The sequence below is a fragment of the Planococcus halotolerans genome, from assembly GCF_003289955.1.
GTDB classification, from domain to species: domain Bacteria; phylum Bacillota; class Bacilli; order Bacillales_A; family Planococcaceae; genus Planococcus; species Planococcus halotolerans.
Genome location: NZ_QLZR01000002.1, coordinates 478,280 through 505,033, shown reverse-complemented (window position 1 = coordinate 505,033; position 26,754 = coordinate 478,280). Strand labels below are relative to the sequence as shown.

At 44.3% G+C, this 26,754-nt stretch carries 30 protein-coding genes; 20 read left to right on the top strand and 10 right to left on the bottom strand.

Annotation, left to right across the window (positions count from 1 at the left end):
• Window positions 1-16: 16 nt before the first annotated feature.
• Window positions 17-346: a YlaH-like family protein gene (locus DP120_RS07245; RefSeq protein WP_112222971.1), complete on the top strand. Its 330-nt coding sequence runs from the start codon at window positions 17-19 to the stop codon at window positions 344-346.
• Here the strand turns inward: DP120_RS07245 and DP120_RS07240 are convergent.
• Genes DP120_RS07240 through DP120_RS07230 form a run of 3 tightly spaced genes read right to left on the bottom strand, consistent with a single transcriptional unit; the run spans window position 340 to window position 1,511 of the window.
• Complete coding sequence (locus tag DP120_RS07240; RefSeq protein WP_112222970.1) at window positions 340-789, bottom strand: hypothetical protein; 450 nt, start codon at window positions 787-789, stop codon at window positions 340-342. The genes DP120_RS07245 and DP120_RS07240 overlap by 7 nt on opposite strands.
• Window positions 789-992 (bottom strand): YlaI family protein, encoded by a 204-nt coding sequence (locus tag DP120_RS07235; RefSeq protein WP_112222969.1) that lies wholly within the window; start codon window positions 990-992, stop codon window positions 789-791. The genes DP120_RS07240 and DP120_RS07235 overlap by 1 nt, the downstream gene beginning before the upstream one ends.
• Before the next feature lie 12 nt (window positions 993-1,004).
• Window positions 1,005-1,511: a peptidyl-prolyl cis-trans isomerase gene (locus tag DP120_RS07230; protein ID WP_112222968.1), complete on the bottom strand. Its 507-nt coding sequence runs from the start codon at window positions 1,509-1,511 to the stop codon at window positions 1,005-1,007.
• 167 nt (window positions 1,512-1,678) lie between these two features.
• On the opposite strand from DP120_RS07230, the gene DP120_RS07225 reads away from it, so the two are divergent.
• The 3 genes from DP120_RS07225 to pyc all read left to right on the top strand — a co-directional run bounded on the left by DP120_RS07225 (window position 1,679) and on the right by pyc (window position 6,648).
• Window positions 1,679-1,960: an Fpa/YlaN family protein gene (locus tag DP120_RS07225; RefSeq protein WP_084244919.1), complete on the top strand. Its 282-nt coding sequence runs from the start codon at window positions 1,679-1,681 to the stop codon at window positions 1,958-1,960.
• 64 nt (window positions 1,961-2,024) lie between these two features.
• Window positions 2,025-3,191, top strand: coding sequence for an FtsW/RodA/SpoVE family cell cycle protein (locus DP120_RS07220; protein ID WP_112222967.1), 1,167 nt, complete (start codon window positions 2,025-2,027; stop codon window positions 3,189-3,191).
• 16 nt (window positions 3,192-3,207) lie between these two features.
• Complete coding sequence (gene pyc, locus DP120_RS07215; protein ID WP_112223275.1) at window positions 3,208-6,648, top strand: pyruvate carboxylase; 3,441 nt, start codon at window positions 3,208-3,210, stop codon at window positions 6,646-6,648.
• Window positions 6,649-6,983: 335 nt separating this feature from the next.
• Here pyc and DP120_RS07210 read toward each other — a convergent pair whose 3' ends face one another.
• A complete protein-coding gene (locus DP120_RS07210) occupies window positions 6,984-7,895 on the bottom strand; it encodes a COX15/CtaA family protein (RefSeq protein WP_112222966.1) in 912 nt (303 codons plus the stop codon).
• Window positions 7,896-8,243: 348 nt separating this feature from the next.
• On the opposite strand from DP120_RS07210, the gene cyoE reads away from it, so the two are divergent.
• The 7 genes from cyoE (at window position 8,244) to DP120_RS07175 (ending at window position 14,781) form a co-directional block, all read left to right on the top strand.
• Window positions 8,244-9,161 carry a heme o synthase gene (gene cyoE / locus DP120_RS07205; protein WP_112222965.1) on the top strand — a complete coding sequence of 306 codons (918 nt, stop codon included), beginning with the start codon at window positions 8,244-8,246 and terminating at the stop codon, window positions 9,159-9,161.
• Window positions 9,162-9,208: 47 nt separating this feature from the next.
• A complete protein-coding gene (gene coxB / locus DP120_RS07200; RefSeq protein WP_112222964.1) occupies window positions 9,209-10,291 on the top strand; it encodes a cytochrome c oxidase subunit II in 1,083 nt (360 codons plus the stop codon).
• Between the two features lie 33 nt (window positions 10,292-10,324).
• On the top strand, window positions 10,325-12,214 hold the full coding sequence (locus DP120_RS07195; RefSeq protein ID WP_112222963.1) for a cytochrome c oxidase subunit I: 1,890 nt from the start codon (window positions 10,325-10,327) through the stop codon (window positions 12,212-12,214).
• Window positions 12,201-12,827 (top strand): cytochrome (ubi)quinol oxidase subunit III, encoded by a 627-nt coding sequence (locus DP120_RS07190; protein WP_112222962.1) that lies wholly within the window; start codon window positions 12,201-12,203, stop codon window positions 12,825-12,827. The genes DP120_RS07195 and DP120_RS07190 overlap by 14 nt, the downstream gene beginning before the upstream one ends.
• Window position 12,828: 1 nt before the next feature.
• Window positions 12,829-13,161 carry a cytochrome c oxidase subunit IVB gene (gene ctaF / locus DP120_RS07185; protein ID WP_112222961.1) on the top strand — a complete coding sequence of 111 codons (333 nt, stop codon included), beginning with the start codon at window positions 12,829-12,831 and terminating at the stop codon, window positions 13,159-13,161.
• 208 nt (window positions 13,162-13,369) lie between these two features.
• Window positions 13,370-14,293, top strand: a complete 924-nt coding sequence (ctaG, locus tag DP120_RS07180) for a cytochrome c oxidase assembly factor CtaG (protein ID WP_112222960.1) — start codon at window positions 13,370-13,372, stop codon at window positions 14,291-14,293.
• A gap of 23 nt (window positions 14,294-14,316) precedes the next feature.
• The gene (locus DP120_RS07175; protein WP_112222959.1) at window positions 14,317-14,781 is read left to right on the top strand and encodes a DUF420 domain-containing protein; all 465 of its coding nucleotides are present in this window, start codon (window positions 14,317-14,319) and stop codon (window positions 14,779-14,781) included.
• Between the two features lie 716 nt (window positions 14,782-15,497).
• Here DP120_RS07175 and ytvI read toward each other — a convergent pair.
• A complete protein-coding gene (gene ytvI / locus DP120_RS07170) occupies window positions 15,498-16,556 on the bottom strand; it encodes a sporulation integral membrane protein YtvI (RefSeq protein WP_112222958.1) in 1,059 nt (352 codons plus the stop codon).
• A gap of 143 nt (window positions 16,557-16,699) precedes the next feature.
• Entirely contained in the window at window positions 16,700-17,065 is a 366-nt protein-coding gene (locus DP120_RS07165; protein ID WP_084244941.1) for a YugN family protein, read from the bottom strand.
• 142 nt (window positions 17,066-17,207) lie between these two features.
• Here DP120_RS07165 and DP120_RS07160 point away from each other — a divergent pair, with 142 nt between their 5' ends.
• Window positions 17,208-18,272: a CAP domain-containing protein gene (locus tag DP120_RS07160; protein ID WP_112223274.1), complete on the top strand. Its 1,065-nt coding sequence runs from the start codon at window positions 17,208-17,210 to the stop codon at window positions 18,270-18,272.
• Between the two features lie 6 nt (window positions 18,273-18,278).
• On the opposite strand, the gene DP120_RS07155 is transcribed toward DP120_RS07160, so the two are convergent.
• Entirely contained in the window at window positions 18,279-18,761 is a 483-nt protein-coding gene (locus tag DP120_RS07155; protein ID WP_112222957.1) for a PaaI family thioesterase, read from the bottom strand.
• A gap of 74 nt (window positions 18,762-18,835) precedes the next feature.
• Here DP120_RS07155 and DP120_RS07150 point away from each other — a divergent pair, with 74 nt between their 5' ends.
• Window positions 18,836-19,282, top strand: a complete 447-nt coding sequence (locus tag DP120_RS07150; protein ID WP_112222956.1) for a YlbF/YmcA family competence regulator — start codon at window positions 18,836-18,838, stop codon at window positions 19,280-19,282.
• A gap of 239 nt (window positions 19,283-19,521) precedes the next feature.
• On the opposite strand, the gene DP120_RS07145 is transcribed toward DP120_RS07150, so the two are convergent.
• Window positions 19,522-20,427, bottom strand: a complete 906-nt coding sequence (locus tag DP120_RS07145; RefSeq protein ID WP_112222955.1) for a glycerophosphodiester phosphodiesterase family protein — start codon at window positions 20,425-20,427, stop codon at window positions 19,522-19,524.
• 163 nt (window positions 20,428-20,590) lie between these two features.
• On the opposite strand from DP120_RS07145, the gene DP120_RS07140 reads away from it, so the two are divergent.
• On the top strand, window positions 20,591-20,863 hold the full coding sequence (locus tag DP120_RS07140; RefSeq protein ID WP_112222954.1) for a YlbG family protein: 273 nt from the start codon (window positions 20,591-20,593) through the stop codon (window positions 20,861-20,863).
• Here the strand turns inward: DP120_RS07140 and DP120_RS07135 are convergent, their stop codons facing one another.
• Window positions 20,864-21,244 carry a DUF7147 family protein gene (locus tag DP120_RS07135; RefSeq protein ID WP_112222953.1) on the bottom strand — a complete coding sequence of 127 codons (381 nt, stop codon included), beginning with the start codon at window positions 21,242-21,244 and terminating at the stop codon, window positions 20,864-20,866. It abuts the gene before it with no gap.
• An 82-nt stretch (window positions 21,245-21,326) separates the two neighbouring features.
• Here DP120_RS07135 and rsmD point away from each other — a divergent pair, with 82 nt between their 5' ends.
• From rsmD to DP120_RS07120, 3 genes are read left to right on the top strand one after another with little or no spacing between them, the layout of a single operon-like run.
• The gene (gene rsmD / locus DP120_RS07130) at window positions 21,327-21,902 is read left to right on the top strand and encodes a 16S rRNA (guanine(966)-N(2))-methyltransferase RsmD (RefSeq protein WP_112222952.1); all 576 of its coding nucleotides are present in this window, start codon (window positions 21,327-21,329) and stop codon (window positions 21,900-21,902) included.
• The gene (coaD, locus tag DP120_RS07125) at window positions 21,895-22,374 is read left to right on the top strand and encodes a pantetheine-phosphate adenylyltransferase (RefSeq protein WP_112222951.1); all 480 of its coding nucleotides are present in this window, start codon (window positions 21,895-21,897) and stop codon (window positions 22,372-22,374) included. The genes rsmD and coaD overlap by 8 nt, the downstream gene beginning before the upstream one ends.
• 55 nt (window positions 22,375-22,429) lie before the next feature.
• Window positions 22,430-23,455, top strand: a complete 1,026-nt coding sequence (locus tag DP120_RS07120) for a SepM family pheromone-processing serine protease (protein ID WP_112222950.1) — start codon at window positions 22,430-22,432, stop codon at window positions 23,453-23,455.
• Here the strand turns inward: DP120_RS07120 and DP120_RS07115 are convergent.
• Window positions 23,443-24,645 carry a nucleotidyltransferase gene (locus DP120_RS07115; RefSeq protein WP_112222949.1) on the bottom strand — a complete coding sequence of 401 codons (1,203 nt, stop codon included), beginning with the start codon at window positions 24,643-24,645 and terminating at the stop codon, window positions 23,443-23,445. The genes DP120_RS07120 and DP120_RS07115 overlap by 13 nt on opposite strands.
• A 127-nt stretch (window positions 24,646-24,772) precedes the next feature.
• On the opposite strand from DP120_RS07115, the gene DP120_RS07110 reads away from it, so the two are divergent.
• From DP120_RS07110 to DP120_RS07100, 3 genes are all read left to right on the top strand, one after another.
• The gene (locus DP120_RS07110) at window positions 24,773-25,306 is read left to right on the top strand and encodes a YceD family protein (RefSeq protein ID WP_112222948.1); all 534 of its coding nucleotides are present in this window, start codon (window positions 24,773-24,775) and stop codon (window positions 25,304-25,306) included.
• A gap of 24 nt (window positions 25,307-25,330) precedes the next feature.
• Window positions 25,331-25,507 carry a 50S ribosomal protein L32 gene (rpmF, locus tag DP120_RS07105; RefSeq protein ID WP_033541041.1) on the top strand — a complete coding sequence of 59 codons (177 nt, stop codon included), beginning with the start codon at window positions 25,331-25,333 and terminating at the stop codon, window positions 25,505-25,507.
• A gap of 398 nt (window positions 25,508-25,905) precedes the next feature.
• Complete coding sequence (locus tag DP120_RS07100) at window positions 25,906-26,658, top strand: enoyl-CoA hydratase/isomerase family protein (protein ID WP_112222947.1); 753 nt, start codon at window positions 25,906-25,908, stop codon at window positions 26,656-26,658.
• Window positions 26,659-26,754 lie beyond the last annotated feature (96 nt).

Sequence of the window (26,754 nt, the reverse complement as noted above, 5' to 3'; positions counted from 1 at the left end):
GAAGGATGTATAATCCGTGGACGATCAATCGTTTGTCTATGACAGTATGTATCCGGTAGCCCGAGTGCTATATCAGAATTTGCCAAACTTCGAAGTGGCTGGGTACGCATTATTTGCGGTAATCCTTCTTTTGTCGGCTTTGGTTTATAAACTGGGTTTTGCTAAAAGGCTGCCGCTCGGAAAAAACATCGTAATTGGTCTTTTCCTGGCAGCCGGCAGTCTGGGGCTAACATTTTTAGCTTTCTTTCTACCGGTTGTCGAGGGCTTGGTCATTGCCGCGCTTATCCTGATTCTTTATAAAATCCGCTTATGGCGCGAAAAACGCGAAAACGCTGCATCTCATTGAGATGCAGCGTTTTTTCTTTCAAATGTTTTATAAAGTATAGGCAGCAGCAAGGAATATGCCAGGTGGCCGAATACCCAATAAGTAATAGCTTCCCAGTCAGTGAGCCCGGGAACCTGATCGGTGATCGCCAACGATGATAATAGGAAATAGAGAACGTAAGTTGGCGAACAAAGAACCAGGCTTAGAACGGTCAATTGCCCGAATGTATAGGGACGGCGTTTGGCGAAATAGACATAGACGATGCCAATGACAACAGAAACAGCTGTATGAAATAAAAATTCAGTCATCTCAGACCATTCCACTTTGCCGATAACAGGGATAAAATCGACATTCAGCAATAATAAATATACATTAACGCCAGTTACTGCTTGTATCCATTTAAATAACAATCCCAGAATCAGTCCGCTCCAAAAGCCGATCCAAACACCTTTCAGGAACTTCATCAAAAGTCTTCCTCAATTTTTCTTGAACTGCGGTAAAAATGAAATTTCCCGGTTGCCAGCCGTTCTTTCGTCCGCTGCTCGATCCGCTGATGGCAATTGTTGCACATATGGGTATGGATTGGACGGTTTCTAAGGCGTTTTGCCTCAAGCGTGTCATCCACCAGTTCTTCGATGGTGTCACACATTACACATTTAACACGCATGCTGTTTCACTCCTATTCTACCCGGATGGCTGTAATATTTGTTATCGGATTGTCCAGATTGCTTCCATCAGGCAGAAGGACATGGACGGGTCCATCTTCACGGAGCGGTTTGCCTTCCTGGCTGAATTTCAGGACCAATTTTTTTGAATCCTCAAGTGGAAAACTGAAGTCGCCATTAGCTGTTTCAAAAACGACCGTCTTGGCAGTTTCATACGGTTCAGCATTTTCAATGAAAGGTCTAAACAGAATGCCGAATGTGCCGGTAAGCATATCCTTTTTCTCCTGCTTTTTATATTTCTTTTCAGAATTCAAAGTAGGAGGGACTGTTGCGCCTTCCATGATTTCGCGTGACCAGTGTTCACCCATTCCGCGTTTGTATTCTTCCAGTTCATCGCGTTCGATTCGTTCCTCTGTAAAATATTTCTCAAGATCCAATTTTCGATCATCAAAAATCCATACTGTCGGATCAAGAGTCAGTTTAAATTTCACTTCGCCCTTAAATTGAATAATAAATTCCATTAGTAAAACCCTCCATCTAGATAATCACTCTTCTATCAGTATACCTGTCTTTGTCAAGTTCCTAAAGTGATTGCTTCCAACGAAGAGGAGGCTTGCAATTTCGTTGTTTAAAAGATACACTTTAAACAGGTTGAACAGAAGAAATTTCAGTAAATGGGGGAGTCCTCATGGAGCATACAGAAGAACAAACTTATCAGCATAAAGCATTGGACCTCCTTAAAGCCGATGCGCTGAAAATAGAGCAATTGATTAAAGTCCAAATGGACAATCTGACTTTGCCGTCATGCCCGTTATATGAAGAAGTCCTTGATACGCAAATGTTTGGTCTTTCGCGTGAAATTGATTTCGCAGTAAAACTTGGTTTGATCGAAAAGGAAGACGGGAAAAATTTAATGGATACGCTCGAAAAGAAATTATCTATCCTTCATGAAGCGTATACGAATAAATAAAGCAAACTCAAACGATTTTTGTTTGAGTTTTTTTACTAACATAAAATATAAATGAGGTTTGAATATGAAACAGTACATAAAGCGGTACGCCGCTAATTTTGATTATCCTCTGCTTTTTACCTATCTCGCGTTAACCCTCTTCGGCTTGGTCATGATTTACAGTGCAAGCATGGCCTGGTCCGTCTATAGGTATGGCTGGGAGCCAAACCACTTCTTCAATCAGCAGGTTATAAATTTAGCGCTTGCTTTGCCGGCCTTTGTGCTCGGTGCCATTTTCCCTTATAAGCATTTCAGCAAGAAATGGGTGATGATGTCGATTCTCTTTGTCGTTTTCAGCGGCCTGATTCTGGTGCATTTCATCGGTTATGCAGGCGGTGGGGCACAAAGTTGGATTTACATCGGTTTTGCCAGCATCCAGCCTTCGGAAATTGCGAAAGTAGGGTTAATCTTTTATCTGTCTGGTGTATTTTCAAATAAATATAAAAAAGGGACCATCAATCAATTGAATGAATCAATTATTCCACCGGTTATCGTTCTGGCATTTGCATTGTTCCTTGTTTTTCGTGAACCGGACATTGGTTCGATGGGAATCATTGCATTGGTAGGGCTCAGTGTCATGGCTGCCAGCGGAATTCGGTTTGGTATGTTCCTCAAGTTGGCGGGGATTGTAGCAGCGGCTGCTGCCATTTTCATTGTTCCTTTTCTAATTTTTGCGCAGGATATGATTTTGACGGAAAAAAGGCTTGGCCGTCTTGAAGCATTTTTAAATCCCTTTGTGGATGAACTGGGTTTTGGCATGCAAATCGTCAATGGTTATCTGGCTATTGGATCTGGTGGGATCAGTGGTTTGGGGCTGGGACAGTCAATCCAGAAATTAGGGTATCTGCCGGAACCCCATACGGATTTTATCATGTCCATTGTAGCTGAAGAGCTTGGTATCCTGGGAGTGCTCTTTGTAATCGGGGGTCTTGGGTTTATTGTATTAAAAGGACTGTCGATTGCTATGACCACGAAAGATCCTTTGGCGCGTATGCTGTCAGCGGGTATAGCGAGCATGATTGGCATACAGACTTTCGTCAATCTGGGTGGATTATCTGGGCTTATTCCTTTAACAGGGGTCACCCTTCCATTTATAAGTTATGGCGGAACTTCCGTAATTTTGTTATCGTTAGGTATGGGAGTATTAATGAATGTCTCCATGTTCCACAAATATGAAAAAACAAAAAAATAAAAGGGTGTGCTGCATTGTGAAAAAGATCAATAAGATTTTGGTGGCAAACCGCGGAGAAATCGCTATTAGGGTTTTCCGCGCCTGTACAGAACTGAAAATTCCAACAGTTGCAATTTATTCACAAGAAGACAGCGGTTCATATCATCGTTATAAAGCAGACGAATCGTATTTGGTAGGAAAAGGAAAGAAACCGATTGACGCGTACCTGGATATTGAAGACATCATCCGTATCGCAAAAGACACGGATACTGATGCAATCCATCCTGGCTACGGTTTTTTATCCGAGAATGTTCATTTTGCCCGCAGATGTGAAGAGGAAGGCGTCCTGTTTATCGGACCAACTTCAGCGCATCTGGATATGTTCGGCGATAAAGTGAAAGCGCGTTCACAAGCGATTGCTGCTGGAATCCCGGTAATCCCCGGAACTGATGGACCAGTGGAATCTCTTCAGGAAGTGGAAGAATTCGCTAAGACAGCCGGCTTCCCGTTAATGATCAAAGCGTCTCTTGGAGGCGGCGGCCGCGGTATGCGGATTGTCCGTAAAGAGGAAGAACTGGCATCAGCGTATGAAAGAGCGAAGTCTGAAGCAAAAGCGGCTTTCGGTTCAGATGAAATGTATGTAGAAAAATTTGTTGAAAAACCGAAGCATATCGAAGTCCAAATTCTGGGTGACCAATACGGCAATATCGTACACCTTTATGAACGCGACTGCTCGATTCAGCGCCGCCACCAAAAAGTGGTGGAGATAGCACCTTCAAATTCAATCAGCAACGAACTGCGCAATGAAATCTGTGAAGCAGCAGTGAAGCTGATGAAAAATATTGATTACATAAATGCAGGGACAGTCGAATTCCTTGTATCAAATGATGAATTCTACTTCATAGAAGTAAACCCGCGTATTCAAGTGGAGCATACCATTACGGAAATGATTACCGGAATTGATATCGTCCATTCCCAAATCCATATCGCTAGGGGACATGACCTTCATGGAGATGTGATTTCCATTCCTTCACAGGATAAAATTCCGTTATTCGGTTTTGCAATCCAATCACGCGTTACAACGGAAGATCCGGTCAATGACTTTATGCCGGATGCGGGAAGATTGATGGTATATCGTTCGGGTGGCGGTTTCGGTGTTCGTCTGGATACCGGTAATGCCTTCCAGGGAGCAGTAATTTCCCCATATTATGACTCTCTATTGGTGAAATTATCGACTTGGGCGCTGACGTTCAAGGAAGCGGCTGGCAAGATGGACCGCAACTTACAGGAATTCCGGATCCGCGGTATAAAAACAAATATTCCATTTTTGGAGAATGTAGTTAAGCACCCGAGTTTTATCAAAGGTGATTTTGATACAAGTTTTATCGATTCAACGCCGGAGCTGTTTTTGTTCCCAGTCCGACAAGACCGTGGAACCAAGCTTTTGAGCTATATCGGCAATGTTACGGTTAATGGATTCCCGGGAATTGAAAAGAAAAAGAAACCAATCCACGCAGCGCCGAGAAAACCGGAAATTGATTTGAGCACAACTTTACCTCCAGGTACCAAGCAGATTTTTGATGAAAGAGGAGCTGACGGGCTGGCTAAGTGGATACACGAGCAGGAAGATGTCCTTCTAACGGATACGACTTTCAGGGATGCCCACCAGTCTTTATTGGCAACGCGCGTTCGTTCGTATGATATGTTTGCTGTGGCAAAAGAGACGGCACACTTGCAGAAAGATCTGTTTTCAATGGAGATGTGGGGAGGGGCGACATTTGATGTCTCTTACCGTTTCCTGAAAGAAGATCCTTGGCAGCGTTTGATCAAATTGCGTGAACAGATGCCGAATGTCTTGTTCCAGATGCTTTTCCGCGGAGCGAATGCAGTAGGTTATAAAAACTATCCGGATAATGTAATCCGTGATTTTGTTCGTAAATCCGGAGAAGCGGGAATAGATGTTTTCCGTATTTTTGACAGCCTTAACTGGATCAAAGGCATGGAAGTGGCCATCGATGAGGTAAGGCAGAGCGGCAAAATTGCAGAAGCGGCAATTTGCTACACAGGAGATATACTGGATCCGAGCCGTGATAAATACACCGTCCAATATTATAAGGATATGGCAAAAGAGCTGGAAGCTTCAGGCGCACATATTCTGGCCATTAAAGATATGGCTGGTCTACTCAAACCGGAAGCGGCTTACCGTCTGGTGTCCGAACTGAAAGATACGGTATCGATGCCGATCCACCTCCATACACATGATACGAGCGGCAACGGTATTTATATGTATTCGAAAGCCATCCAGGCAGGGGTCGATATCGTCGATACTGCACTTGGTTCCATGGCAGGGCTTACTTCACAGCCAAGCTCGAATTCCCTGTATTACGCGATGAACGGAAGCGGCCGTGAAGTCCGGATGGATATTCAGGCTCAAGAAAAACTTTCGCATTACTGGGAAGATGTCCGTAAATACTACAGTGATTTCGAAAGCGGTATGAACAGTCCACATTCAGAAATCTACGTCCACGAAATGCCAGGCGGCCAATACAGCAATCTGCAGCAGCAAGCGAAAGCGGTTGGACTTGGGATGCGCTGGGAAAATGTTAAGGAAATGTATTCCCGAGTCAACATGCTGTTCGGTGATGTTGTAAAAGTGACACCTTCATCGAAAGTCGTAGGAGATATGGCGCTGTTCATGGTACAGAATGATCTGGATGAGGAAACGGTCATCACTCGCGGTGAAACAATCGATTTCCCTGAGTCGGTCATCGAATTCTTCGAAGGTTATATCGGACAGCCGCATGGCGGATTCCCTGAAGAATTGCAAAAAGTGATTTTGAAAGAGCGCAAACCGATTACGGTTCGCCCTGGAGAGTTGCTCGAGCCGGCTGATTTTGAAGAAATCAGCAAAACGTTGTATGAAAAATTGGATCGTCCGGTTACAAGCCATGAAGTTCTGGCATATGCATTGTATCCTAAAGTTTTCGATGAATATTCATTAACCAATAAAACATTCGGCGACGTTTCGGTTCTCGACACACTGACTTTCCTCTATGGAATGAGGCTTGGGGAAGAAATTGAAGTCGAAATCCAAAAAGGGAAGACCTTGATGATCAGGTTGGTGTCAATTGGGGAACCGCAAAAAGACGGCACCCGCTCGATTTACTTCGAGTTGAATGGCCAGCCGCGTGAAGTAAGCATCACGGATATGACAGTGGAAACCGACAGTGCTGCGAAACCGAAGGCTGATCCGACGCAGGAAAGCCATATTGCAGCAACAATGCCGGGAACTGTGTTGAAAGTCGTTGCAGAGAAAGGCGCTAAAGTAAAACGCGGCGACCACATGCTTGTAACAGAAGCCATGAAAATGGAAACGACAGTGCAAGCTCCTTTTGATGGAACAATTACAGAAATCCATGTGAATGCCGCAGACGGTATTTCCACTGGAGACTTATTGATTGAAATGGAAAGAAATTAAAAAAACAGCTGGCGCAAATTTGCGCCAGCTGTTTTTTATGGTTAAAAAGTATAACTTTTTTTAATAAGAAGGTTCTTAAAAAGAGTGTTGCACTGTCCAGACTTCAGCGCCCAGATTCTCGGGTCATAAGCCACTCTTGTCTAGTCTCCAGTGCCTAGCTCTTCGGGACGTAAGCCGAAACAGCTATGCGGCAAAGATCGCCGCTCCGCTGTTTCGGCTTACGCTTGTCAGAGCTGAACAGGCCCTTTCGCTTTTCGAGGCTGTGCGGCTGAAAACACACCGCTTCGCCAGAGTGGCTTATGCCTTTCGAATCTATACAGGCGCTTGCGCTTTTCTTAAGATTTCGTATAACTTCGTGAAACAAGAAGTACCATATAACACAAAAGCCCGAATAATAAAGTGATGAAAAGGGAATGCAATAAAGCAACAGCAAGATTTAATTTTGTCAGCACAACCAGCATTCCGGTCGTAGCTTGCATCATTACAATTGTGAAAGCGATGATCCAGCCCCAGTAAATTGCCCGTTGGTCTTTATAATGCTTGATTGCGTGCCACATGATGACGCCAATCCAGATGACGATCAAACCGGCTGCGACGCGATGCCCCATTTGCACCCATTCATACATATTGGAAGGAAGTGCAAAAGAATCGTTGCGGCACAACGGCCAATCAGAACATATCAAGCTGGAGTTCGTATGCCGTACGAGCGCACCGGTGTAAATGACGATATAAGAATATAAAGTTACGCCGATTGTGTGAAACTTCATTGTTCTGCCGATCTTCAATTTTTCTGTGTCGAATTTCCGGTCCACTTCAAAAACGAGAAGCGTCAGCAATAACACAGATGCAAATGAAATGAGGGAGATGCCGAAATGCAAGGCGAGGATAAAATCACCTTGGCCCCATAGAACCTGCGCGGCTCCGATCAATGCTTGAAGAACAAGGAAGAAAACAGAAGTGATAGCCAAGAATTTCGTCTCGCGGATATGGCCGAACTTTCTCCAGGCCCATATTGCGAGAATCAGGATGAAGAAACTGACAGCTCCTGTAACCAGGCGATGGGAAAATTCAATCAGCACTTCTGCCGTTATGACATCGGGTATCAATTGGCCATTACATCCAGGCCAGTGACGGCCGCAACCCATTCCGCTTTCAGTTTTGGTGACGAGCGCACCGCCTAACAGAATAAGAAGCATTCCGACCGATGCTGCCACTGCGAACCATTTTATATATTTATTTTGCTGCAAGAATGCCACCTACTTTTTCTATATGGAAATACATTTATCCGTCCATAACCTGCATACTCGATAATAGCGAAAGTCGGCCTAAAATACAACGGAAAATCAGCAATAGCGGAAACTTTCGATATTTGGACATATAACTCTGAGCCTTCACAAACTGTTCAAAAACTATTATTTTTCATTATTAAAAATAGCACTGCAGTGATGTATGATAGGGTGAGTGCAATTTGAGGCTAACTCACTATATTCATAGCTTTTATCGGTAAATTTCAGTTATATGTAGAAAAACGGCTGGAATTTAGATATAGTTATGGTTAGCGGACTATGCTTACAACTTTGAAAGGAGGAGGTTAAATGTCAAACGGCCGGTCTTTGTCTGCGCAAGCACACGGGACACCTGAAACAACCACCTTTGTCCAGGACTTTTTGGCACTTATAAAAATCGGGATTGTCAATTCAAACCTGATTACAGTTTTCACTGGGCTGTGGCTGGCGTTTCAGTTTTCTGGCAGGCATTTTCTACAGCATTTGGACATCCTCGTCTACACCTTGGTCGGATCAGCATTGATCATAGCAGGTTCTGCTGCCATGAATAATTACATTGATACAGATATCGATCCGTTGATGGCGAGCAAAAAAGCACGGCCAACGGTAACAGGAAGATTTAAACCATCTGCTGTTTTGGCACTCGCTGTTTCTTTCATAGTTCTAGGCGAAATCTTTTTGTTTTCCGCTTCTGTTTCAGCAGGTGTTCTGGGAATAGCAGGCGTTCTTGCTTACGTGGTCCTGTATTCCATGTGGTCCAAGAGAAGGCACGTCAGCAATACGATTGTTGGCAGTATCTCGGGAGCAATCCCGCCGCTTATCGGATGGGCCGCAGTAGAACCGACATTGGGTGCCGGTGCCTGGGCATTGTTCCTGATTATGTTCATTTGGCAGCCGCCGCATTTTTACGCGCTTGCCATGAAACGGACGGAAGAGTACCGGGCTGCAAATATCCCGATGCTGCCGGTGGTGAAAGGCTTCCACCGGACAAAAAAATCTATGCTGGCATGGGTTTTGATGCTGTTTCCACTACCATTCCTTTTACCGGAATTGGGAATCGGCTTCTTCATCTTAGCAACACTTTTGAATCTCGGCTGGCTGTTCCTCGCTATCCGCGGCTTTAAAGTGGAAGATGATCTGAAATGGGCGAAGAGTATGTTCATCTATTCATTGAATTACATGACGATTTTATTCGTTGCGATGATCATATTTGCTGTTTTCGTCTGATTTCCTATACTTAAAAACTTTTAAATGAGAGAGGGGTAAGAAAAGCTATGATGAAAGGACTTACTAACTGGCGTCTTTTCGCATTGATGACAGCATTGCTCGTCTTTCTGTCGGGCTGTGGACGTGAAGAGATTTCAACTCTGATCCCTGCTGGCAAGGTTGCGCAGGACCAATTCAACCTACTGATTTTATCTACTATTGTTATGACTTTCATAATTTTAGTTGTATCAGTCATCTATGTATTGGCTATCGTTAAGTTCCGCCGTTCAAAACTTGGGGATGATATGATTCCTGAACAAGTTGAAGGTAGTGCGAAACTTGAATTTATCTGGACAGCAGTGCCGATCGTATTGCTCTTGATCCTTGCTGTTCCAACAGTCTATTCAACATTTGATTTGGCTGATGTTACTGCTATGGATTCTGTAAACGAAGAAGGCGAACAGAATAACCTCACTGTCAACGTTACAGCTAAATTGTATTGGTGGGAATTTGAATATCCTGAACAAGAAGTCGTAACTGCACAGGAATTGGTTGTTCCGACTGATGAACGTGTTTACTTCAATTTAATCTCTGCTGATATCAAACACTCCTTCTGGATTCCTTCAGTCGGCGGTAAGCTTGATGTTAACCCGGAAAACGTCAACAAATTCTATCTGGAATTCGATAAGGAATCTTCGGAACTCGAAGATGGCGTATTCTACGGCAAATGTGCCGAGCTTTGCGGCCCTTCACACGCGTTGATGGATTTTAAAGTTAAGTCTGTTGACCGCGAAGAATTTGACCAATGGATCGCGGCAATGCAGGAAGAACCTGAACCTGCAGCTGACGCACTTGCTCAAGAAGGTGAAGAAACATTCGCAAACAGCTGTATCGGATGTCACGCTGTTTCTGGCAGTGGCAGTGCAGGAGCGGTAGGGCCAAACCTTGCAACATTCGGTGACCGCAACCGCGTAGCCGGATTTATGGAACATAATGAAGAAAACTTGAAAAAATGGATTCAAGATCCACAGGAATATAAACCAGGAAACTTGATGCCTGACGGTGAAACTAACAACGGTGGAGAACCATTCTCCGAACAGGAATTGGATGCGCTTGCTGCATACCTGATGAGCCTGTCTGTTGAAGAGTAATAGCGTCAGAGTGTAAAAAGGGAGGTATACAGTGTGAGTTCTTTAGCTCAAAAAAAGGGATTCGGCGCATTTATATGGGATTATCTTACAACAGTAGACCATAAGAAAATCGCTATCCTCTATCTAATCTCAGGCGGCTTTTTCTTCCTTGTAGGTGGACTGGAAGCTATGATGATCCGGATCCAGCTGATGAAGGCAGGAAATGATTTTCTAAGTGCTGGATTATACAACGAAATTATAACAATGCACGGTACTACCATGATTTTCTTGGCAGCAATGCCGTTATTATTGGCGTTTATGAACGCCGTTATGCCTCTGCAAATCGGAGCGCGTGACGTAGCTTTCCCATTCTTGAACTCTTTGGGATTCTGGCTTTTCTTCTTTGGGGGAATCTTCCTGAACCTTTCATGGTTCATGGGCGGTGCACCTGATGCCGGCTGGACAAACTACGCATCACTCGCTTTGGCTTCAGAAGGGCACGGAATTGATTTTTACTCTCTAGGACTGACAATTTCCGGTTTCGGTACATTGATCGCGGGGATTAACTTCCTTGTAACAATTATCAATATGCGTGCGCCGGGTATGACTTATATGAGAATGCCATTGTTCACTTGGACGACTTTTGTCGCTTCAGCGTTGATCCTCTTGGCTTTCCCGCCACTTACTATCGGATTGTTCTTCATGGTATTTGACCGTTTGTTCGATGCGAATTTCTTCGTTGTTGAAATGGGCGGTAACACGATCATCTGGGAGCACTTATTCTGGATATTCGGTCACCCGGAAGTTTACATCCTCATATTGCCGGCATTCGGTATCTTCTCTGAAATCTTTGCGATTTTCTCGAGAAAACGCTTGTTCGGTTACACAGCTTTAGTATTTGCAACTATCCTTATCGGTTTCTACGGATTCATGGTTTGGGCTCACCACATGTTTACGGTCGGCCTTGGACCAACTGCCAACGCAGTTTTCGCTTTGGCGACAATGATCATCGCAGTTCCAACCGGTATCAAGATATTTAACTGGCTCCTTACAATCTGGGGAGGAAGCATTTCATTTACCGTACCTATGATTTATGCGGTGGCTTTCATTCCTTCGTTCGTTGCTGGTGGTGTTACTGGTGTTATGCAAGCCATGGCGCCGCTCGATTACCAATTGCACGATTCTTACTTTATCGTCGCTCACTTCCATTATGTAATTGTTGGTGGAGTAGTATTGGGTATTCTGGCAGGTACGCATTTGTACTGGCCAAAAATGTTCGGAACAATGTTGAGCGAAAAACTTGGGATGATCACATTCTGGTTCTTCTTCATCGGCTTCCACCTGACATTCTTCATCCAGCATTTCCTTGGATTAATGGGTATGCCACGCCGAGTTTACACATTCGGCGCTGACCAAGGCTGGGACCTGTTCAATATGATCAGCTCCGTCGGTGCTTTGTTCATGGCAATCGGTGTGCTTGTATTGCTGGTGAACGTAGTATTGACTCAAGTTAAAAATGTTCGTGTCGGCAATGACCCGTGGGGCGATGGCCGTACACTTGAATGGGCAATTCCTTCACCACCGCCATTCTACAACTTTGCTCAGACTCCATTGGTCCGCGGTTTGGATACTTACTGGATCGAAAAAATGGAAGGCAATAAAGAAGGTATGGTCTACGCGGAGCCACTTGGCGACGTTCACATGCCGAACGGTTCAATCATTCCATTAATCATGTCATTCGGGATGTTCGTTGCAGCATTTGGAGCACTTTACTTCCTTGATGATACAAAACCTTGGGCACTTGCTGTATTGATTATCGGTCTTGGAATCACTTTCGGTTCGATGCTTGTCCGTTCATTGAAAGATGATCTAGGCTTCCACATCACGAAAGAAGAATTGATCGAAGACGCTAAGAGAGGAGGCAACACCGATGGACTTAAATAAGAGATATACCGCTCAATCCTGGCCGGATCATCCAGAAACGGCGACATTGGAAGGTAAAAACAAGTTCGTCGGATTCTGGTTGCTTCTGGCTGCTGAAACTGTAACTTTCGCGTCTCTTTTCGCCACTTATCTGGCTTTGAAAGACAGAGGACCGGATGCTTCTGAATTTACAGCTGCAGGATTATTCGAACTTCCACTGGTTTTTGCGATGACAATGATTCTATTGACATCATCTTTAACAAGTGTGTACGCAATGCATCATATGAAAAACCATAACTTTAAAGCCATGCAGGCTTGGTTAGGCATAACCGTTTTGCTTGGACTTACATTCCTTGGTTTGGAAATCTATGAGTTTAATCATTATGTCCACCTTGGTTTCGGCTTTACCACCAGCGCTTTCAGTTCCGCGTTCTTCACCCTTGTGGGAACTCACGGTGCTCACGTATTGTTCGGGCTTAGCTGGTTTATCGCGTTGATGGTCCGTAACTCAAAACGCGGATTGAATATGTATAACGCACCTAAATTCTACCTTGCAGCATTATACTGGCATTTCATCGACGTAGTATGGGTATTCATCTTTACTGTAGTCTATTTGATGGGAGTGATCGGTTAATATGGCACACGATACACCTGAAAAAATCAGATCACACGCTGAGCACGAATATTTAAAGAAAAAGAGATCCACTGAAATGCGTCACCAGCTAACGTCGTTTGCAATCATGATTTTCCTTACATTGATTGCATTCACGATGGTGGCAGCTGGATTCTCGGCTTACCTGATCGTTCCGATTATCTTGTTATTGGCTGCAGTTCAAGTAGTACTTCAGCTATATCATTTCATGCACTTAAGCAATAAAGGCCACGGAACAGTTGCATTCTTCATGTTCAGTGGAATGTTTGTTGCCTTCATTACGGTCCTGGCGCTTGTCACTATCGTTTGGTGGTAAACAGCATTAGTAAATCCCCCTTCACTTTAATGTGAAGGGGGATTTTTTTGCTGAATATAAGGGACATTCCAAGTGTGAAGAAACAAATTGAGTAAACAGAGTAACTTTAAAATAGAAAGCGTACAGGAAATGTCATGATTCGTTCATTGATATACGGGGGCTTCCGCTATATAATGGGGGTACTTGAGGAAAAGGAGGTATGTTAGGCATGCCAATCAGTATTTTCGGATTTCAGGCTTTATGGAGTCCGTTTTACTTAGGGATCCTCGTCTTGATTACTCTCTTCTATTTTTTAATCACTACCAAATGGAGAGGTAAGTTTAAGGACAGTGTACCTTTAAAACAAAGAGAAGCGCTGCTGTTCGTCTCAGGAATGGCCTTGTTATATATTATTAAAGGATCGCCAGTCGATCTATTGGGACACATTACATTTACGATGCATATGGTTCAGATGGCATTCCTTTTGCTGCTGGCACCCCCTTTATTGATAATGGGGATACCAACTTGGCTTTGGAGATGGTTCATCGATCTTCCGGTTATTAGACCTTTGTTCATGTTCTTCACTAAGCCGATGCTGGCGCTGATCTTGTTCGGATTGTTTTTCTCAGTCTATCATTTGCCGCTCGTGTTCGATTTCGTTAAACAGGATATGATGCTTCATGCAGTGGTCAGCAGTCTATTATTCATTTTCGCGATGTTCTACTGGTGGCCGGTGGTCAATAATCTTGAAGGAATGCATAAATTCCATGGTTTGAAAAAACTCGGGTTTCTGTTTGGATTAAGTGTGCTGATGACGCCTGCGTGTGCACTGATTATTTTCAGCAGCTCACCGTTTTATGCGACTTATACAGATGCAGACGCCTGGCTCCAGGCGATGGCCCTTTGTGTGCCAGTCGGAACTTTATCACAGCTGAATTTGTCCGGCCCTGAATTGTTTACTTCAATGAGTTTGATTGAAGACCAGCGGACTGGCGGGATTACGATGAAAATTCTTCAGGAATTGGTTTTTACCGTTTTCATTTGGCTGGTGTTTTATGAATGGCTTCGCAATGAAAACGACAATGCAGACGAAATTACTGCAAAAGTATTGCAGGACCGAAAAGAGATGGCTTATCACCGACATAATGGGTAAAGCAAAAAAGGGGATTAAATGAGATGGATTTACCGCTATTGCCAACTATCAGTACATTCTTTATCGTTTTAAGCGCTATTTTGGTAGCGATCGGCTGGAACTTGATCCGGCAACGTAAAATCGAAGCCCATAAAAAGGTGATGATTGCAGCAGGTGCTTCAGCTCTGACATTCTTCATCATTTATGCTTCACGAACTATTTTTGTCGGTAACACCGCTTTTGGTGGACCGGAAGAATATAAAATCTTCTACACAATCTTCCTGATATTCCATATCACCCTCGCAACAACCGGTGGTGTTATGGGACTCATCACCATTTGGTGGGGATATAAGAACCGTTTGGATAAACACCGTAAAATCGGGCCTTATACAAGCGTAATCTGGTTCTTTACAGCAATCACAGGTGTGATGGTTTATCTTCTATTATATGTTATCTATAAAGGCGGACCGACTACTTCCGTCATTAAAGCAATTCTTGGTGGAGAATAAAAAAGCGAAGGCGCCCGTTAAGCCCTGTAAGGCAAGAGATGAACCAAATGGAATTTGGGACATCTCTTTGCGACGAAGCTAGCGCAGCGATGCAACGCACTTTCATGTCTCGAAGCTAGCGTCAGCGATGCAGAGACAGGAGCAATAAAGGGTTAGACAGAACAGCATAGTGGCGTTTTTTGCCACGGCAGCTGAGTTGGCTTATGACCCGAAGAGCTGGGCCGCTGGAGTCTGGACACTAGAAAAGGAGAACCTCAATGGGTTCTCCTTTTTTAGGCTTTCGAGAAACTTCAACTTCTTCAAACATTTCGCTGCCTCTTTTTTTATGTCTTGAAGCCAGCACAGCGATGCAGGAGCGCATCTTTGCCCTTCGCCGCCTGCTGCTACATGTTATATCTGTAGAAGCAGATGAATAGCTTTTTCAGAAAACCAAACTAGTTAGATTACTTCTTTATAGAAAGCGATTCTAAGATATGGAGCAAAACAGCGAGACTCCCAAGGGAGTAGAAACAGAGTTGGCTGTCCAACTCTGTTTCGAGCGAAGTGCTGAGATCCACTCGGGCGAAGGGGACCGAGACCGAGTTAGCTCAGTGCAAGCCCCAAGGAAAGCGAAGCTGTTTTGCGCAATATCGATTATTTATCTTTATCTTTTTCTCAACAAGCTGGAAAAGGAGAACCTCAATGGGTTCTCCTTTTTCTATGGAAATATTTTATTGTTATACCTTAAAGTCTATTTTAATGATGCCTGCTTCACGGGCTGATGTGAACAGAATGACGATCAGCGGTCCGATAAAGAATCCAAGGAAGCCGATCAACTGTAAACCGATAAACATGGCGATCAATGTGGCAAGTGGAGACAGGCCAATGTGGGATCCCATAACTTTCGGTTCGACGGTCCGGCGAATGATCAACAGCACGAGTGCCAGCACAGCCAATTGAGTGCCTTGGACTACATCGCCAGTAATGAATTCATAGATGAACCACGGTGTCAGAACGATAATAGAGCCAAGAATCGGGATAAAATCTATGATCCATATGATAAGGGACATGACAATCGCCACTTCAGGTGCTATAAACAGCAAAGCTACCAACGAAACAAGGAAGATTATTACACTGACTAGAAACTGGGCTTTCAGGAAGCCAAAAATGACATTGTTCAAGCGTGCAGCCATAAACTGTACTTTTTCAGCTGTTGTATCTTTCAATCTGCTGAACAGGATGCGTTTCAGGTCGTCGAGGTCCAGCATGAACAGGAACAGTGCAATCAGGAAAACAATAAAACTGACGAGGAAAGATGGAATGCCAGTTAAAAGATTGGTGACTGTGTCATAGTTGACGATGGTCAGTATCCAGTCGCGAATTCCTTCAAGAAAAAGGGCCAATTCTGTTTCAAATGAATTGACGACTTCAACTGGAAATTCTTCAGATGAGCGCAGGAAGAAGTCCTGCATTTCTTCCCAGATAGAAGACAGGCTGTTGATGTATTCCGGCATATTTTGTGAAACCTGGATCAGTTTGCCTATCAGGTATGTAACGGTCCAATAGAGAAATAAAGAGACCAGCAGCAGGAATACGATAAAGGCAGTAATTACAGCAGATTTCCTCTGCCATTTGAAGCGCTGCTGGATAAAGGCGACAAATGGTTCCAGGAAAATGGCCGTCAGTAAAGCCAAGATAAGCGGTATGGCAATTGGAATTATGTATATTGAAAATAAAATTAATAACGAAATAACAAGTACTGCGGTTAAAATCTTTTTATTCCACCATTTTGCCACGATAAACCTCCCAAAAACATTATATTGTAATTATATCAACCTCATTAAAAAATGAAAACTTTTTAAAAAAATCCGCAGTTCAATGTTGAACTGCGGTTTTTTCCAGTGTGCATCACGGCCCTTAAACAGGCGTGGCCACTTTTCTAGACTTGGATTTCAAATGCTTTTAATTCGGATTTAATGGTCGCTAAAATATCAGCGCAAGTTTTCAGAAGGTGCTCTGGAAAATGCTCATCTTCGCCGTATTCAACTCCGAATGGATAATAGTATTTGCCGATAACAGGTTTCATGACCTTAACGGTTGCATCGCCTGCATCAATATCGCCATCAACTGCATAAGCGAATACGCGCAAGTAATAGCGTCCTTCACGAACATCGAATTTACGGTCGAATGTTACACGCTCATAATCCCATTGCCCTTCTTTAGTCATACCGTGTTTGCCCATAATATGCTGGAGCAAATTGAAATCTACCAGAATGTCCTCAAGTCCTGTATTTTCAAAATACATAGGATCTCCTCCTCTATCTCAAAACTGACTCAATGCTCCTTTAATAATAGATGAAATTCGCGCTTGTTGCAATGGCTAGATTGTGTCAGTATAGAGGCGGCTGTTATAATTGATGAAAATAGCAGGAGAGGGTGGAAGACGGTTGAAGAATTTATTGCGTATCATGATATTTCTGTCAATCATCCTCATTACATTTTTTTACTTTGACTCGTCGATAAATGAGAATGACATATTGGAAGCTCCACAAAAAGCAGATCCGCTGCCCGCGCAGGAAATTATTGAAAATCCATTAGCGATAGAACGTCCAGGGGAGGGGATATCCGTTTATATCGGAGAATCTTCAGAGGAATGGGTTGATGATTACGGACAGCCGGCAAGGATTGAGCCATCAGCATTTGGCTATGAATGGTGGATTTATAACCAATCCTATTCCAACTATAAAATGGTCGGTGTCAAAGACCAGAAAGTAGTACAGGTTTACACGGCAGGAACTGCGACGGACGCAGCGCCTTACAGCATTGGACAAACAATTGAGGATTTGTACCGTTTTACAATCATTGAAGATGAAGTGACCGTAAAATACGGCACGAATATTTATACGTTCAGCCTTAGTGCCGAAGACCGTGAAACCCGGCTGCTGGTAAGTTTTGAAGATATTTACGCGCAATTGTATATTGATGAAGAAGACGGGATGCTTGAGGCGGTTCGGTTCATGGACGCAGAAACGCTTATCCGCCATCAGCCTTACGATATGATGTATGTCGGGAATTTACTGGTTCCAATCACTCCTTCATCCGCTCTTCAGGCATCCATTGATAAAGCAAACGCCAAACAGGTTGTTGACCTGACAAATGTCTACCGCCTGCATCATCAGCAAAAACCGTTGATTGTCAACGCGGCCGTCACAATGCTTGCTGAAAAGCATAGCCGCAATGTAGCCCGCCAGAATTTCTCGTCGGAGGAAATTGAGGTTGAAAGCCTGCAAGAAAGACTCGAAAATTCCAGAATCGTCTATGAACAGGCTGCAGAAAATACCGCTTCACAGTATTATGATGCTGCTGAAGCGGTCCATGGCTGGATCAACTCAGAAGATCATAGAGATACATTATATTCGAGCCAGTTCAATCAGATTGGAGTAGGCGTTTTCGGCAAGTACTATACCCAAAGCTTTTTAAAGCAGGAGCCGACAAAAGCGGAAAAACAATAGATCCCATTAAGGCTTGGGAACGATGAAGAATGAACCGGTGGATGTGGCGATATGCTTTCCGCCGGTTTCGTATATATTTCCTTCAATGACCATCGTATGGCGGCCTTGACGGATAATTTCAGCTTCCGCAGTGATGGTTTCTTCAGTGGCGACCGTCAGGTAATGGATGGCCAGATTCGTCGTTACTGCGCCGAAACCTTCCGGGCATTTGCTGTTGGCCAGGGTACCCATCGCTGTATCGAGAAGAACCGCTAAGATTCCGCCGTGGGGGATGTCAATATTATTATGGATAAATGGTGTATTCGGTATGCTGACACTCCAGCTGTCGTCTTTCTGCTGTCTTTGCATGCCAAGTGCAGCACTTAAATATGTAGTGAATTCGCCTGACTGTTTCTTTTCCAGGTTGTCGAGAAACTGGGAAAGGATCTGAATATCCTCAGGAGTACCGTTATCTACGGTTCTTTTAAATTGGTCAAGTAAATCCTTCATGCTGACAACCCTTTCTTTGTGTATTAAAATATTAGTATGTTTGATATAATTGAACCGTAGAGGAGGTAATAGATGTGATCATGACCTACGAATGGGTTCAAATTGCTGACTCTGCCGAAGAGTTAAGTAGAATGATACTACAATCTGAGCAGGCTGAGCAATATCGACAAGCTTACCATGCTGTTTACGATAATAAAGAGCTGGCGGATGAAATCACCGCTTTCGCACGTTTAAAAGAATTATATGAAGAGGTGCAGCGTTTCGGGAAATATCATCCGGATTATAAGGATGTCATGAAACGGATCCGTGTAGACAAGCGGAAATTGGATCTCAACGAGAAAGTCGCTGAATTGCGGCTGGCTGAAAATGAATTGCAGGACCTGATCGATCAGGTAAGCTTCATTATTGGCCGTTCAGTTTCCGAGGCGGTAAAAATACCATCAAGCAATCCGTTCTTTTCCTCAGACTCCTCATGCGGAGGAAGCTGTGGCACAGGCGGCGGCTGTTCCTGTTCAGCATAAGAAAAGCGCAAGCGCCCGTTAAGCTCTGAAAGGCATAAGACGATCTGGCGAAGCGGCGTCTTTCCAGCCGCACAGTCAGAGTGGCTTATGACCCGAAGAGCTGGGCCGCTGGAGTCTGGACAAAAACCCACTCCTCGAAAGCCATTGGTAACTTAAGAATTCTATCCTTTCTTAACCATAAAAACCGGCGAGAAAAAGCATTGCTTTTTCTCGCCGGTTTTTTCTTTTGTTGAGTAATATCATTCGGTTTCTTTAATGATTTCAACTGCCAAATCAGGGCGGTCAGTGATGATTCCTTTTGCTCCAGCGTCGATTAACGCGCGCATCGCTTCAGGATCGTTGATCGTCCAGTAATGGACCGGTATATTCAATTCACCCAAAAACGCGATAAATCGGGGGGATACCAGGTTGAACACAGAAGAGCGGATCGGAATCTGCAGCATGTCTGCACGAGGTTTATACAGATGGCCGAATTGGCTGTTGAATGCTGCATAGGCTTTTTTGATTTCGTTTTCTCCGGCTCCGACTGCTACGCGGTTTTGTGCGTACAGGTTGAAACGGTCAATCTGTTCATCGTAAAAACTTGTTACGCCAACGCGGTCTTCTGCCCCTGCAGATTCTATCAGGCGCCACAGTTTCGATGGCATAAGGCTGCCTTCATAAGTTTCGGGTGAATCTTTCATATCGATGTTGATATACATTTCCGGAAATTCTTCCAGCAATTCGCGTAGAGTGACAACTTTTTCGTTCGCTCCGCGATACGAATTTTCTCCTTCAAGGTCTTCGAAATGGTAGCCAAGATCAAATGTACGAAGTTTTTCGAGAGTCAAATCCGATACTTTACCGGCTCCATCCGTTGTGCGATCAACGAATTCGTCGTGGAAAACGATCAGTTCTTCATCGCTGGTAAGGCGAATATCGATTTCAAAACCGTCTACGCCGAACGATGCAGCTTTCTTGAATGCCGCCATCGTATTTTCCGGCGCTAACAGGGAACCACCGCGATGAGCAAGAATCATCGGGCGATCGTATTCAAGTGCAACTTTTTTAGGGCGTGGCTGAGCTGTAACCAAAGCTTTTGAACCTGCCCAGGCCGCTGCGCCGACTGCTACTGCAGCTATGCCTATTTTCGTCTTTTTACCCATGGCTATGTAATACCCCCTCATAATAGTGACGCTAGATTCATTATATCGAATTCTGAAAAGCAATGTCAGTTAATATGCTGCAATGGCTGAAAGTTCCAGTAATGGCGGTTGCGGCTTTTTTCTTTCCTATGGTATTCTAGAAGTTAAGAAAAGAGGGATGGCTATGCGTGATCGCCAGGGACTTATTGTCTATGTGCATCATTTGAAACAGGCAAAATCATTGCGTAAATATGGACATGTTCATTTCATTTCACGGAAATTGAAATATGTCGTTTTATATATGGACCAGGAAGTAATTGAATCCACGAAAGCAAAACTGCTGAAGTTGCCTTATGTCAAACAAGTGCTCGAATCCCAGCGGCCTTTCGTCAAAACCGAATATGAAAACGCTAAACCCGACAAAGCAAAGGAATACGATTATAAAATCGGCCTTTGATCATTGCATCGGCGGGATATAGTGATTCAGCCGCAGGACTGATATAAGATGGCTGAAGTAAAATTGGCGGTCGGCATAGACCCTGGAGTGCTTAACATCCATATGGATGGGCAGGCCACCAAGTTCTTTCACCGTTTCTTCAAATAAATCAAGGCGTTTTGAATTTTCGGGAATTCCTTCCCGGCAAATATAAATTGGCATAAAATTGCCTTGTTCTGCAGGTTTGAATGCAGCTGCTACAGACAACACGGGTTTTCCATCCATATCTTTTGTGATGAATACAAAACCGTGCATAAAACGGCTGCGGTTGGTCATCATCAACTCACGGAGTTCGTATATATCTCCGTAACCTTCTCCAAGCTCGATAAAACGCTGGATCATTTTAACACGTCCTTTCCAGTACCCATTCTACCATTTACAAGGTGGATTGCATCAATAATTTCATTAACTGGGAGGCAGAAACATGCGCGTAGTTGCAGGCAAGGCCAAAGGGCTGCCTTTAAAGGCGGTTCCAGGCAATACAACAAGACCTACTACAGATAAAGTAAAAGAATCGGTTTTTAATATGATCGGCCCATTTTTTGATGGAGGCAATGCACTGGATTTATTTGCGGGAAGCGGAGGCCTTGGCATTGAAGCGTTGAGCCGGGGAATCGAAAAGGCTGTATTTATCGATAAAGACAGCAAAGCCATAGAAACCATCCGGGCAAATCTTGAAAAAACTCGACTTATCCAGCAGGCGGAAGTTTATCGCAACGATGCAAAGCGGGCGATCAAGATATTAAAGAAAAATGATTTCCAGGCCAGGCTGCTGTTTTTGGATCCGCCGTACCATATAACGGAGTCTTACGGCCTGATGGATTTTGCAGCAGAGACTGGTATTCTCACGGAAGATTCAATCGTTGTCTGCGAGCATGAAAAAGGGGTTGAACTTGCAAACCGGACCAAGTACTTTGAGCGTTTTAAAAATGAGAATTACGGCGGCATCGCCATTTCAATTTATCGCTATATAGGGGAAGAGGGAGAAATTATTGAGTAAGGTTGCTGTAGTACCGGGAAGTTTTGATCCTATTACAATGGGGCATTTGGATATCATTAAAAGAGCATCGAAGATTTTCGATGAAGTAAAAGTCGTTGTCATGAATAATTCTTCAAAAAATCCACTCTTTAATGTAGAAGAAAGAATTGCGCTTATCGCTGAAGTGACAAGTGCCATTCCGAATGTAACGGTGGATTCCTTTGGCGGCTTATTGATCGATTATGCAGTGGAAGTCAAAGCCAATGCTATTATCCGGGGGCTCCGGGCAGTATCGGATTTCGAATACGAAATGCAGATAACATCGATGAACCGTTTTTTGAATGAAGACATCGAAACATTATTTATGGTATCGAACAATCAATACTCATTCCTCAGCTCGAGCATTGTTAAGGAAGTTGCCAAATACAGCGGCAATATTTCCGGATTGGTACCTGAAGCTGTTGAAAAAGCCTTGAAGAAAAAATTCGATTAAGTCACGGTTCTCGTGGCTTTTTTGTTATTCTTTTTTGAATAGAGAGGGTTAGCCGATGAAAAACAAACGAACGGTCTTTTATTTAATTGTAATCGCAGCAGCTGTCTTTATTTCCTTTTACCGGATGGACAGTTACATAACGCGTCCGGGAAGCGCCTATGAATTGTCGCCGCTTGTAGAAGTCGAAAACGGCGATGAAGATGACGAGGGAAGTTTCAGTTTAATGACGGTATCGATGCTGAATGCCACTCCTGCGCTCTATGTGTATGCGCAATTCCAGGAAGGCTATAAAGTGCTGCAGCCCGAGCAGGTGCGCAGTCCGCATGAATCTGAAGAGGAATATAATATCCGCCAGCTGAAATTGATGTCGGATTCACAGGTTAACGCATTGAAAGCGGCATTTGAAACTGCCGATATGCCTTATGAAGTCGAAACGGCAGGTGTTTTCGTTTTGAACGTCCTGGAAGGCGGAGCGGCTGATGATATTCTGAAACCGGGTGACCGGGTACTGTCAATAGACGGCAATAATTTTGAAAGTCAGCAGGACTTTATCGATTATCTGGCTGAAAAACAAGTCGGGGACACTGTGGAACTGGTGATTGAACGGAATGACAGGGAAGTAATCGAAACCATTACTTTGGCGCCGCTGCCGACTGATCCTGAGCGTGCTGGACTTGGAATTTCATTTGTCGAAGATAAAACGATTATCACCGATCCAAAAGTTTCTATTGATTCCGAGGAAATTGGAGGCCCTTCAGCCGGCCTGATGTTCACTCTGGAGATCATCAACCAGCTGCTTGAGGAAGATATCACCCAAGGTTATGATGTAGCCGGTACAGGAACCATGGAAAGCGAAGGAGAAGTGGGGCGCATCGGTGGAATTGACCAGAAAGTGATTGCAGCTGACAATGGAGGCATGGAAATATTCTTTGCGCCGGATGATGAGCTCGCAGCAGATGGTGAAAGCAATTATGACGTGGCTGTAGAAACTGCAGAAGAAATCGGCACAGATATGGAAATCGTGCCGGTTAAAACGCTGCAGGATGCACTTGACTATCTGGAACAGCTTCAACCGAAATAAATCGGCGGTGTTGTAAATTCTTTTTTTAGATTACTGCTGCCAAGACCCAGCAGATATAGGCTGCTGGCTTGAATATCAATTTTGCCCATTCTGTTGTCCGCCAAATCGGCGGCGCGGCTGATAATGGGCAGGCTGATATTCTTTTTTTGTGCATTCAGATACTGGCGGCCGGCCTGTGTCATGCCGAGCAATCGCAAATAAGACGGCTGCTTGAAGGATTTCAGCATCTCCCAGGTAAAGCCGGTGAAAATGTGAGTCAGCATCCGCTGAATGCGGGTTCTGGTGAAACGTTTGGATTTAATCCGGCCGATAAAAGCTTCGAAATCCTGTTCTTTTCGTGCAGCTTCATAGATAAGGTGTTCGATGCCTTCTGTCACTTCCGCAAATTGGCGGAGATTTTCGGGTTTCTCCCTTAAAATAGTGAAACGCAACATTGGGTAGAATGTTTCCCAGCTGCCAAAGCGCCCATACTCTTTTGCAAAGTTTTGAAGTGCTTCGATTGAATAAGCAGGCAGGTAAGCGGAAAGTTCCTCAAGAGAGCCGCCTTCGAAAAAGGCTTTCCGGATTCCTGTCGCACTGGCAATCGATAACCCTTCAGTAATGGGGTCGTGGTAATTTGCGCCAATTCGCTGGACAGTCAACGGCTGCATGGAAGATGATATTCGCTCTGCCGCTTCTATGTAATGGTAGCCCAGAATATTATTGGGCTTTGTAAGGTCGGCAAAGCCTTCCTGCCCGCCTGTAACTTCCTGGTAGGCCTCATTCATCGCTTTAGGGTAACTGATGCCTGACTGGACAGCTTCGTGGATCCTTTGCTGGTAAGCAAGGTTTTCTTTATTAAGCAGTTGCCGCGATTTCAGGAAAGGTTCGATGGCTCCCTGTTCGCTTCCGAAACAAAAAGCTTCACAGCCGATGGCCTCGAGCAGCGTAATGGAGCCTCTCGCAAAATCAGAAGCTTGGGCAGTTGCGTAGACATAAGGCAATTCGATGACAAGGTCGACGCCATTTGCCAGAGCCATTTCCGTACGTCTCCATTTATCCGCGAATGCCGGTTCGCCGCGCTGGAGAAATTGGCCGCTCATTACGGCAACGAGAATGTCGGCACCAGCACTTTCTTTTGCACTTCTCGCATGATGGAGATGGCCATTATGAAACGGGTTATATTCGACTACAATGCCTGCTGCTTTCATTCGATCAGCTCCTTTGGTAAACTTAAGTATAAGTATAACGATGTAAGGAATTGTGTGACAAGATTTTTTCTTGACATCTTTTTCTGCTCATTATATAATCAACTTTGTTGTCTTGAGGTGATTACTTATGAAAATAGCGATTCAACAGCTTCAAAAGCATCGCAGAGACGGGATGAAGATCGACCAGATGGTCAATCTTGATGAAGTGAAAAAACGCAATAGCGATATTCGTGATATTTCACCCATCCACGTCACAGGACATTGCACAATTGGTTCGCAACAACTCACGTGCCAGCTTCAACTCAAAGGCATGCTCATATTGCCTTGCGCACGAACTTGGGAAGATGTCGAGTTTCCTGTAGATATTGAATCGGTTGAAATCTTTGATTGGTCGGAACACGGCCTAGGGGATACAGACGATAATGTTCACGCGGTCGATACGGAAACGATTGATTTCCAGCCGGTCCTCGAAGAACTTATCCTTCTGGAAATACCGATGCAGGTCTTCAAGGAAGATGCCGATCAAGCCGTTATTAAAGGCGGCGAAGAATGGTCTTATTCGACAGACGAAGAAGTTCAGGCGGAGAAAGAAGAAGCACAACCAAAACCGGATCCAAGACTTGCTGATTTAGCAAAGTATTTCGATCAGTCAGATGAATAGAATCACTGTAAGGAGGTGTCACCAATGGCTGTACCGTTCAGAAGAACGTCCAAAACCGTTAAAAGAAAACGCCGTACGCATTTCAAATTGTCCGTGCCGGGCATGGTAACTTGCCCAAGCTGTGGCGAATCGAAATTGGCTCACCACGTCTGCAAAGCATGTGGATCATACAAAGGGAAAGAAGTTGTAGCAAGCAAATAAAACAGTATTTGCTGCTAAAAGGCTATTGAGAGGCCATGGCTCTCGATAGCCTTTTTCTCTGTACATATCTAATTATTCGAATTGGAAAAAATTTAAATATACCGCTTCGTCGCTTTGGACAAGCCTCCCGTAATAAGCCGAGAAGATCACTCGTCTTATTACTCCGGCCAGTCCTGGAGCGCGCCTTCGCTGGTAAGCTCTCTAGAGATATGGAGTAAAACAGCGGAGACGGGCATAACCTCCTGCATTAGCTCATCCTAATAATCGTGTTCTTGCATCGCTGCAAAGACTTAACCTCGAATGCTTCGGCTAATGTCTTCGGAGCTGTTTTGCGGAATATCGGTTATCTATAAGTAATTAACTCAACTTACATACTCACACTCACGAGGTGAATCAGAATGGCCTATAAAATCGAAACAGCCGAAGGTATTATGACATTTACAATCGACCGGCCGGAAATCCGCAATGCAATAAACGCGGAAGTGATGGAAGGTTTGGAAGAATTGATTGAACGGGCATCAACAGAGTTGCCGCGTCTGGTCATCATTACAGCTGCCGGTGAAAAAGCATTCTGCTCCGGAGGAGATTTGTCGGTTTTTCACGCTTTGGAGACAGAAGAACAAGCCTATCCCATGCTTAAACGGATGGGCGACGTGCTATACAAGATCAAGACATTGCCAGTGCCTGTCGCGGCTCTTGTCAACGGAACAGCAGTCGGAGGAGGTTGTGAAATAGCAACAGCCTGCGATTACCGGCTCGTCCGAGGTCATGTGAAAGCTGGCTTTATCCAAGGCACACTGGCGATCACCAGCGGCTGGGGAGGCGGAACCTATCTTTTTGAAGCGCTTCAGCATGACCGTGCTTTGAAGATGCTCAGCGAGGCCCGCCTTTATACGGCAGAAGAACTGCTGGAAAACGGCTGGGCAACTGCCATTATCCGGGAAGACGGAGATATAGAAGATTTTATCGCGTCATTCCGCAATGTACTTCCTGAAGTGCATCGCGCCTATAAGGAAATGGCGGTCAGAAACTGGCGCGCATCGAACCTTAAGGAACGTGTGGAAGCTGAAATCCGTCGCTGTGCCCAGTTATGGGCAAGCACAGCCCATCATGAAGCTGTAGCGAGATTCCTCGAAAAATCCAAAAAGTAACACTGACCGAACCTGCTGCTTACTGAGTGGCAGGTTTTTATTTGTTTAATTTTAACAATAATAAATTAAGCTGTTACTGATATATGAGGATGTTCG

Bases quoted from the DNA above. Each gene is read 5' to 3' on its own strand.
- rpmF (WP_033541041.1), top strand. From the start codon at position 25,331: ATGGCTGTACCGTTCAGAAGAACGTCCAAAACCGTTAAAAGAAAACGC.
- coxB (WP_112222964.1), top strand. From the start codon at position 9,209: ATGATGAAAGGACTTACTAACTGGCGTCTTTTCGCATTGATGACAGCA.
- DP120_RS07240 (WP_112222970.1), bottom strand. From the start codon at position 789: ATGAAGTTCCTGAAAGGTGTTTGGATCGGCTTTTGGAGCGGACTGATT.
- DP120_RS07225 (WP_084244919.1), top strand. From the start codon at position 1,679: ATGGAGCATACAGAAGAACAAACTTATCAGCATAAAGCATTGGACCTC.
- rsmD (WP_112222952.1), top strand. From the start codon at position 21,327: ATGCGCGTAGTTGCAGGCAAGGCCAAAGGGCTGCCTTTAAAGGCGGTT.
- DP120_RS07155 (WP_112222957.1), bottom strand. From the start codon at position 18,761: ATGAAGGATTTACTTGACCAATTTAAAAGAACCGTAGATAACGGTACT.
- DP120_RS07120 (WP_112222950.1), top strand. From the start codon at position 22,430: ATGAAAAACAAACGAACGGTCTTTTATTTAATTGTAATCGCAGCAGCT.
- DP120_RS07135 (WP_112222953.1), bottom strand. From the start codon at position 21,244: ATGATCCAGCGTTTTATCGAGCTTGGAGAAGGTTACGGAGATATATAC.
- cyoE (WP_112222965.1), top strand. From the start codon at position 8,244: ATGTCAAACGGCCGGTCTTTGTCTGCGCAAGCACACGGGACACCTGAA.
- DP120_RS07145 (WP_112222955.1), bottom strand. From the start codon at position 20,427: ATGGGTAAAAAGACGAAAATAGGCATAGCTGCAGTAGCAGTCGGCGCA.
- ctaF (WP_112222961.1), top strand. From the start codon at position 12,829: ATGGCACACGATACACCTGAAAAAATCAGATCACACGCTGAGCACGAA.
- ctaG (WP_112222960.1), top strand. From the start codon at position 13,370: ATGCCAATCAGTATTTTCGGATTTCAGGCTTTATGGAGTCCGTTTTAC.
- DP120_RS07220 (WP_112222967.1), top strand. From the start codon at position 2,025: ATGAAACAGTACATAAAGCGGTACGCCGCTAATTTTGATTATCCTCTG.
- DP120_RS07110 (WP_112222948.1), top strand. From the start codon at position 24,773: ATGAAAATAGCGATTCAACAGCTTCAAAAGCATCGCAGAGACGGGATG.
- DP120_RS07115 (WP_112222949.1), bottom strand. From the start codon at position 24,645: ATGAAAGCAGCAGGCATTGTAGTCGAATATAACCCGTTTCATAATGGC.
- DP120_RS07100 (WP_112222947.1), top strand. From the start codon at position 25,906: ATGGCCTATAAAATCGAAACAGCCGAAGGTATTATGACATTTACAATC.
- DP120_RS07235 (WP_112222969.1), bottom strand. From the start codon at position 992: ATGCGTGTTAAATGTGTAATGTGTGACACCATCGAAGAACTGGTGGAT.
- DP120_RS07140 (WP_112222954.1), top strand. From the start codon at position 20,591: ATGCGTGATCGCCAGGGACTTATTGTCTATGTGCATCATTTGAAACAG.
- DP120_RS07190 (WP_112222962.1), top strand. From the start codon at position 12,201: ATGGACTTAAATAAGAGATATACCGCTCAATCCTGGCCGGATCATCCA.
- DP120_RS07175 (WP_112222959.1), top strand. From the start codon at position 14,317: ATGGATTTACCGCTATTGCCAACTATCAGTACATTCTTTATCGTTTTA.
- DP120_RS07230 (WP_112222968.1), bottom strand. From the start codon at position 1,511: ATGGAATTTATTATTCAATTTAAGGGCGAAGTGAAATTTAAACTGACT.
- DP120_RS07165 (WP_084244941.1), bottom strand. From the start codon at position 17,065: ATGTATTTTGAAAATACAGGACTTGAGGACATTCTGGTAGATTTCAAT.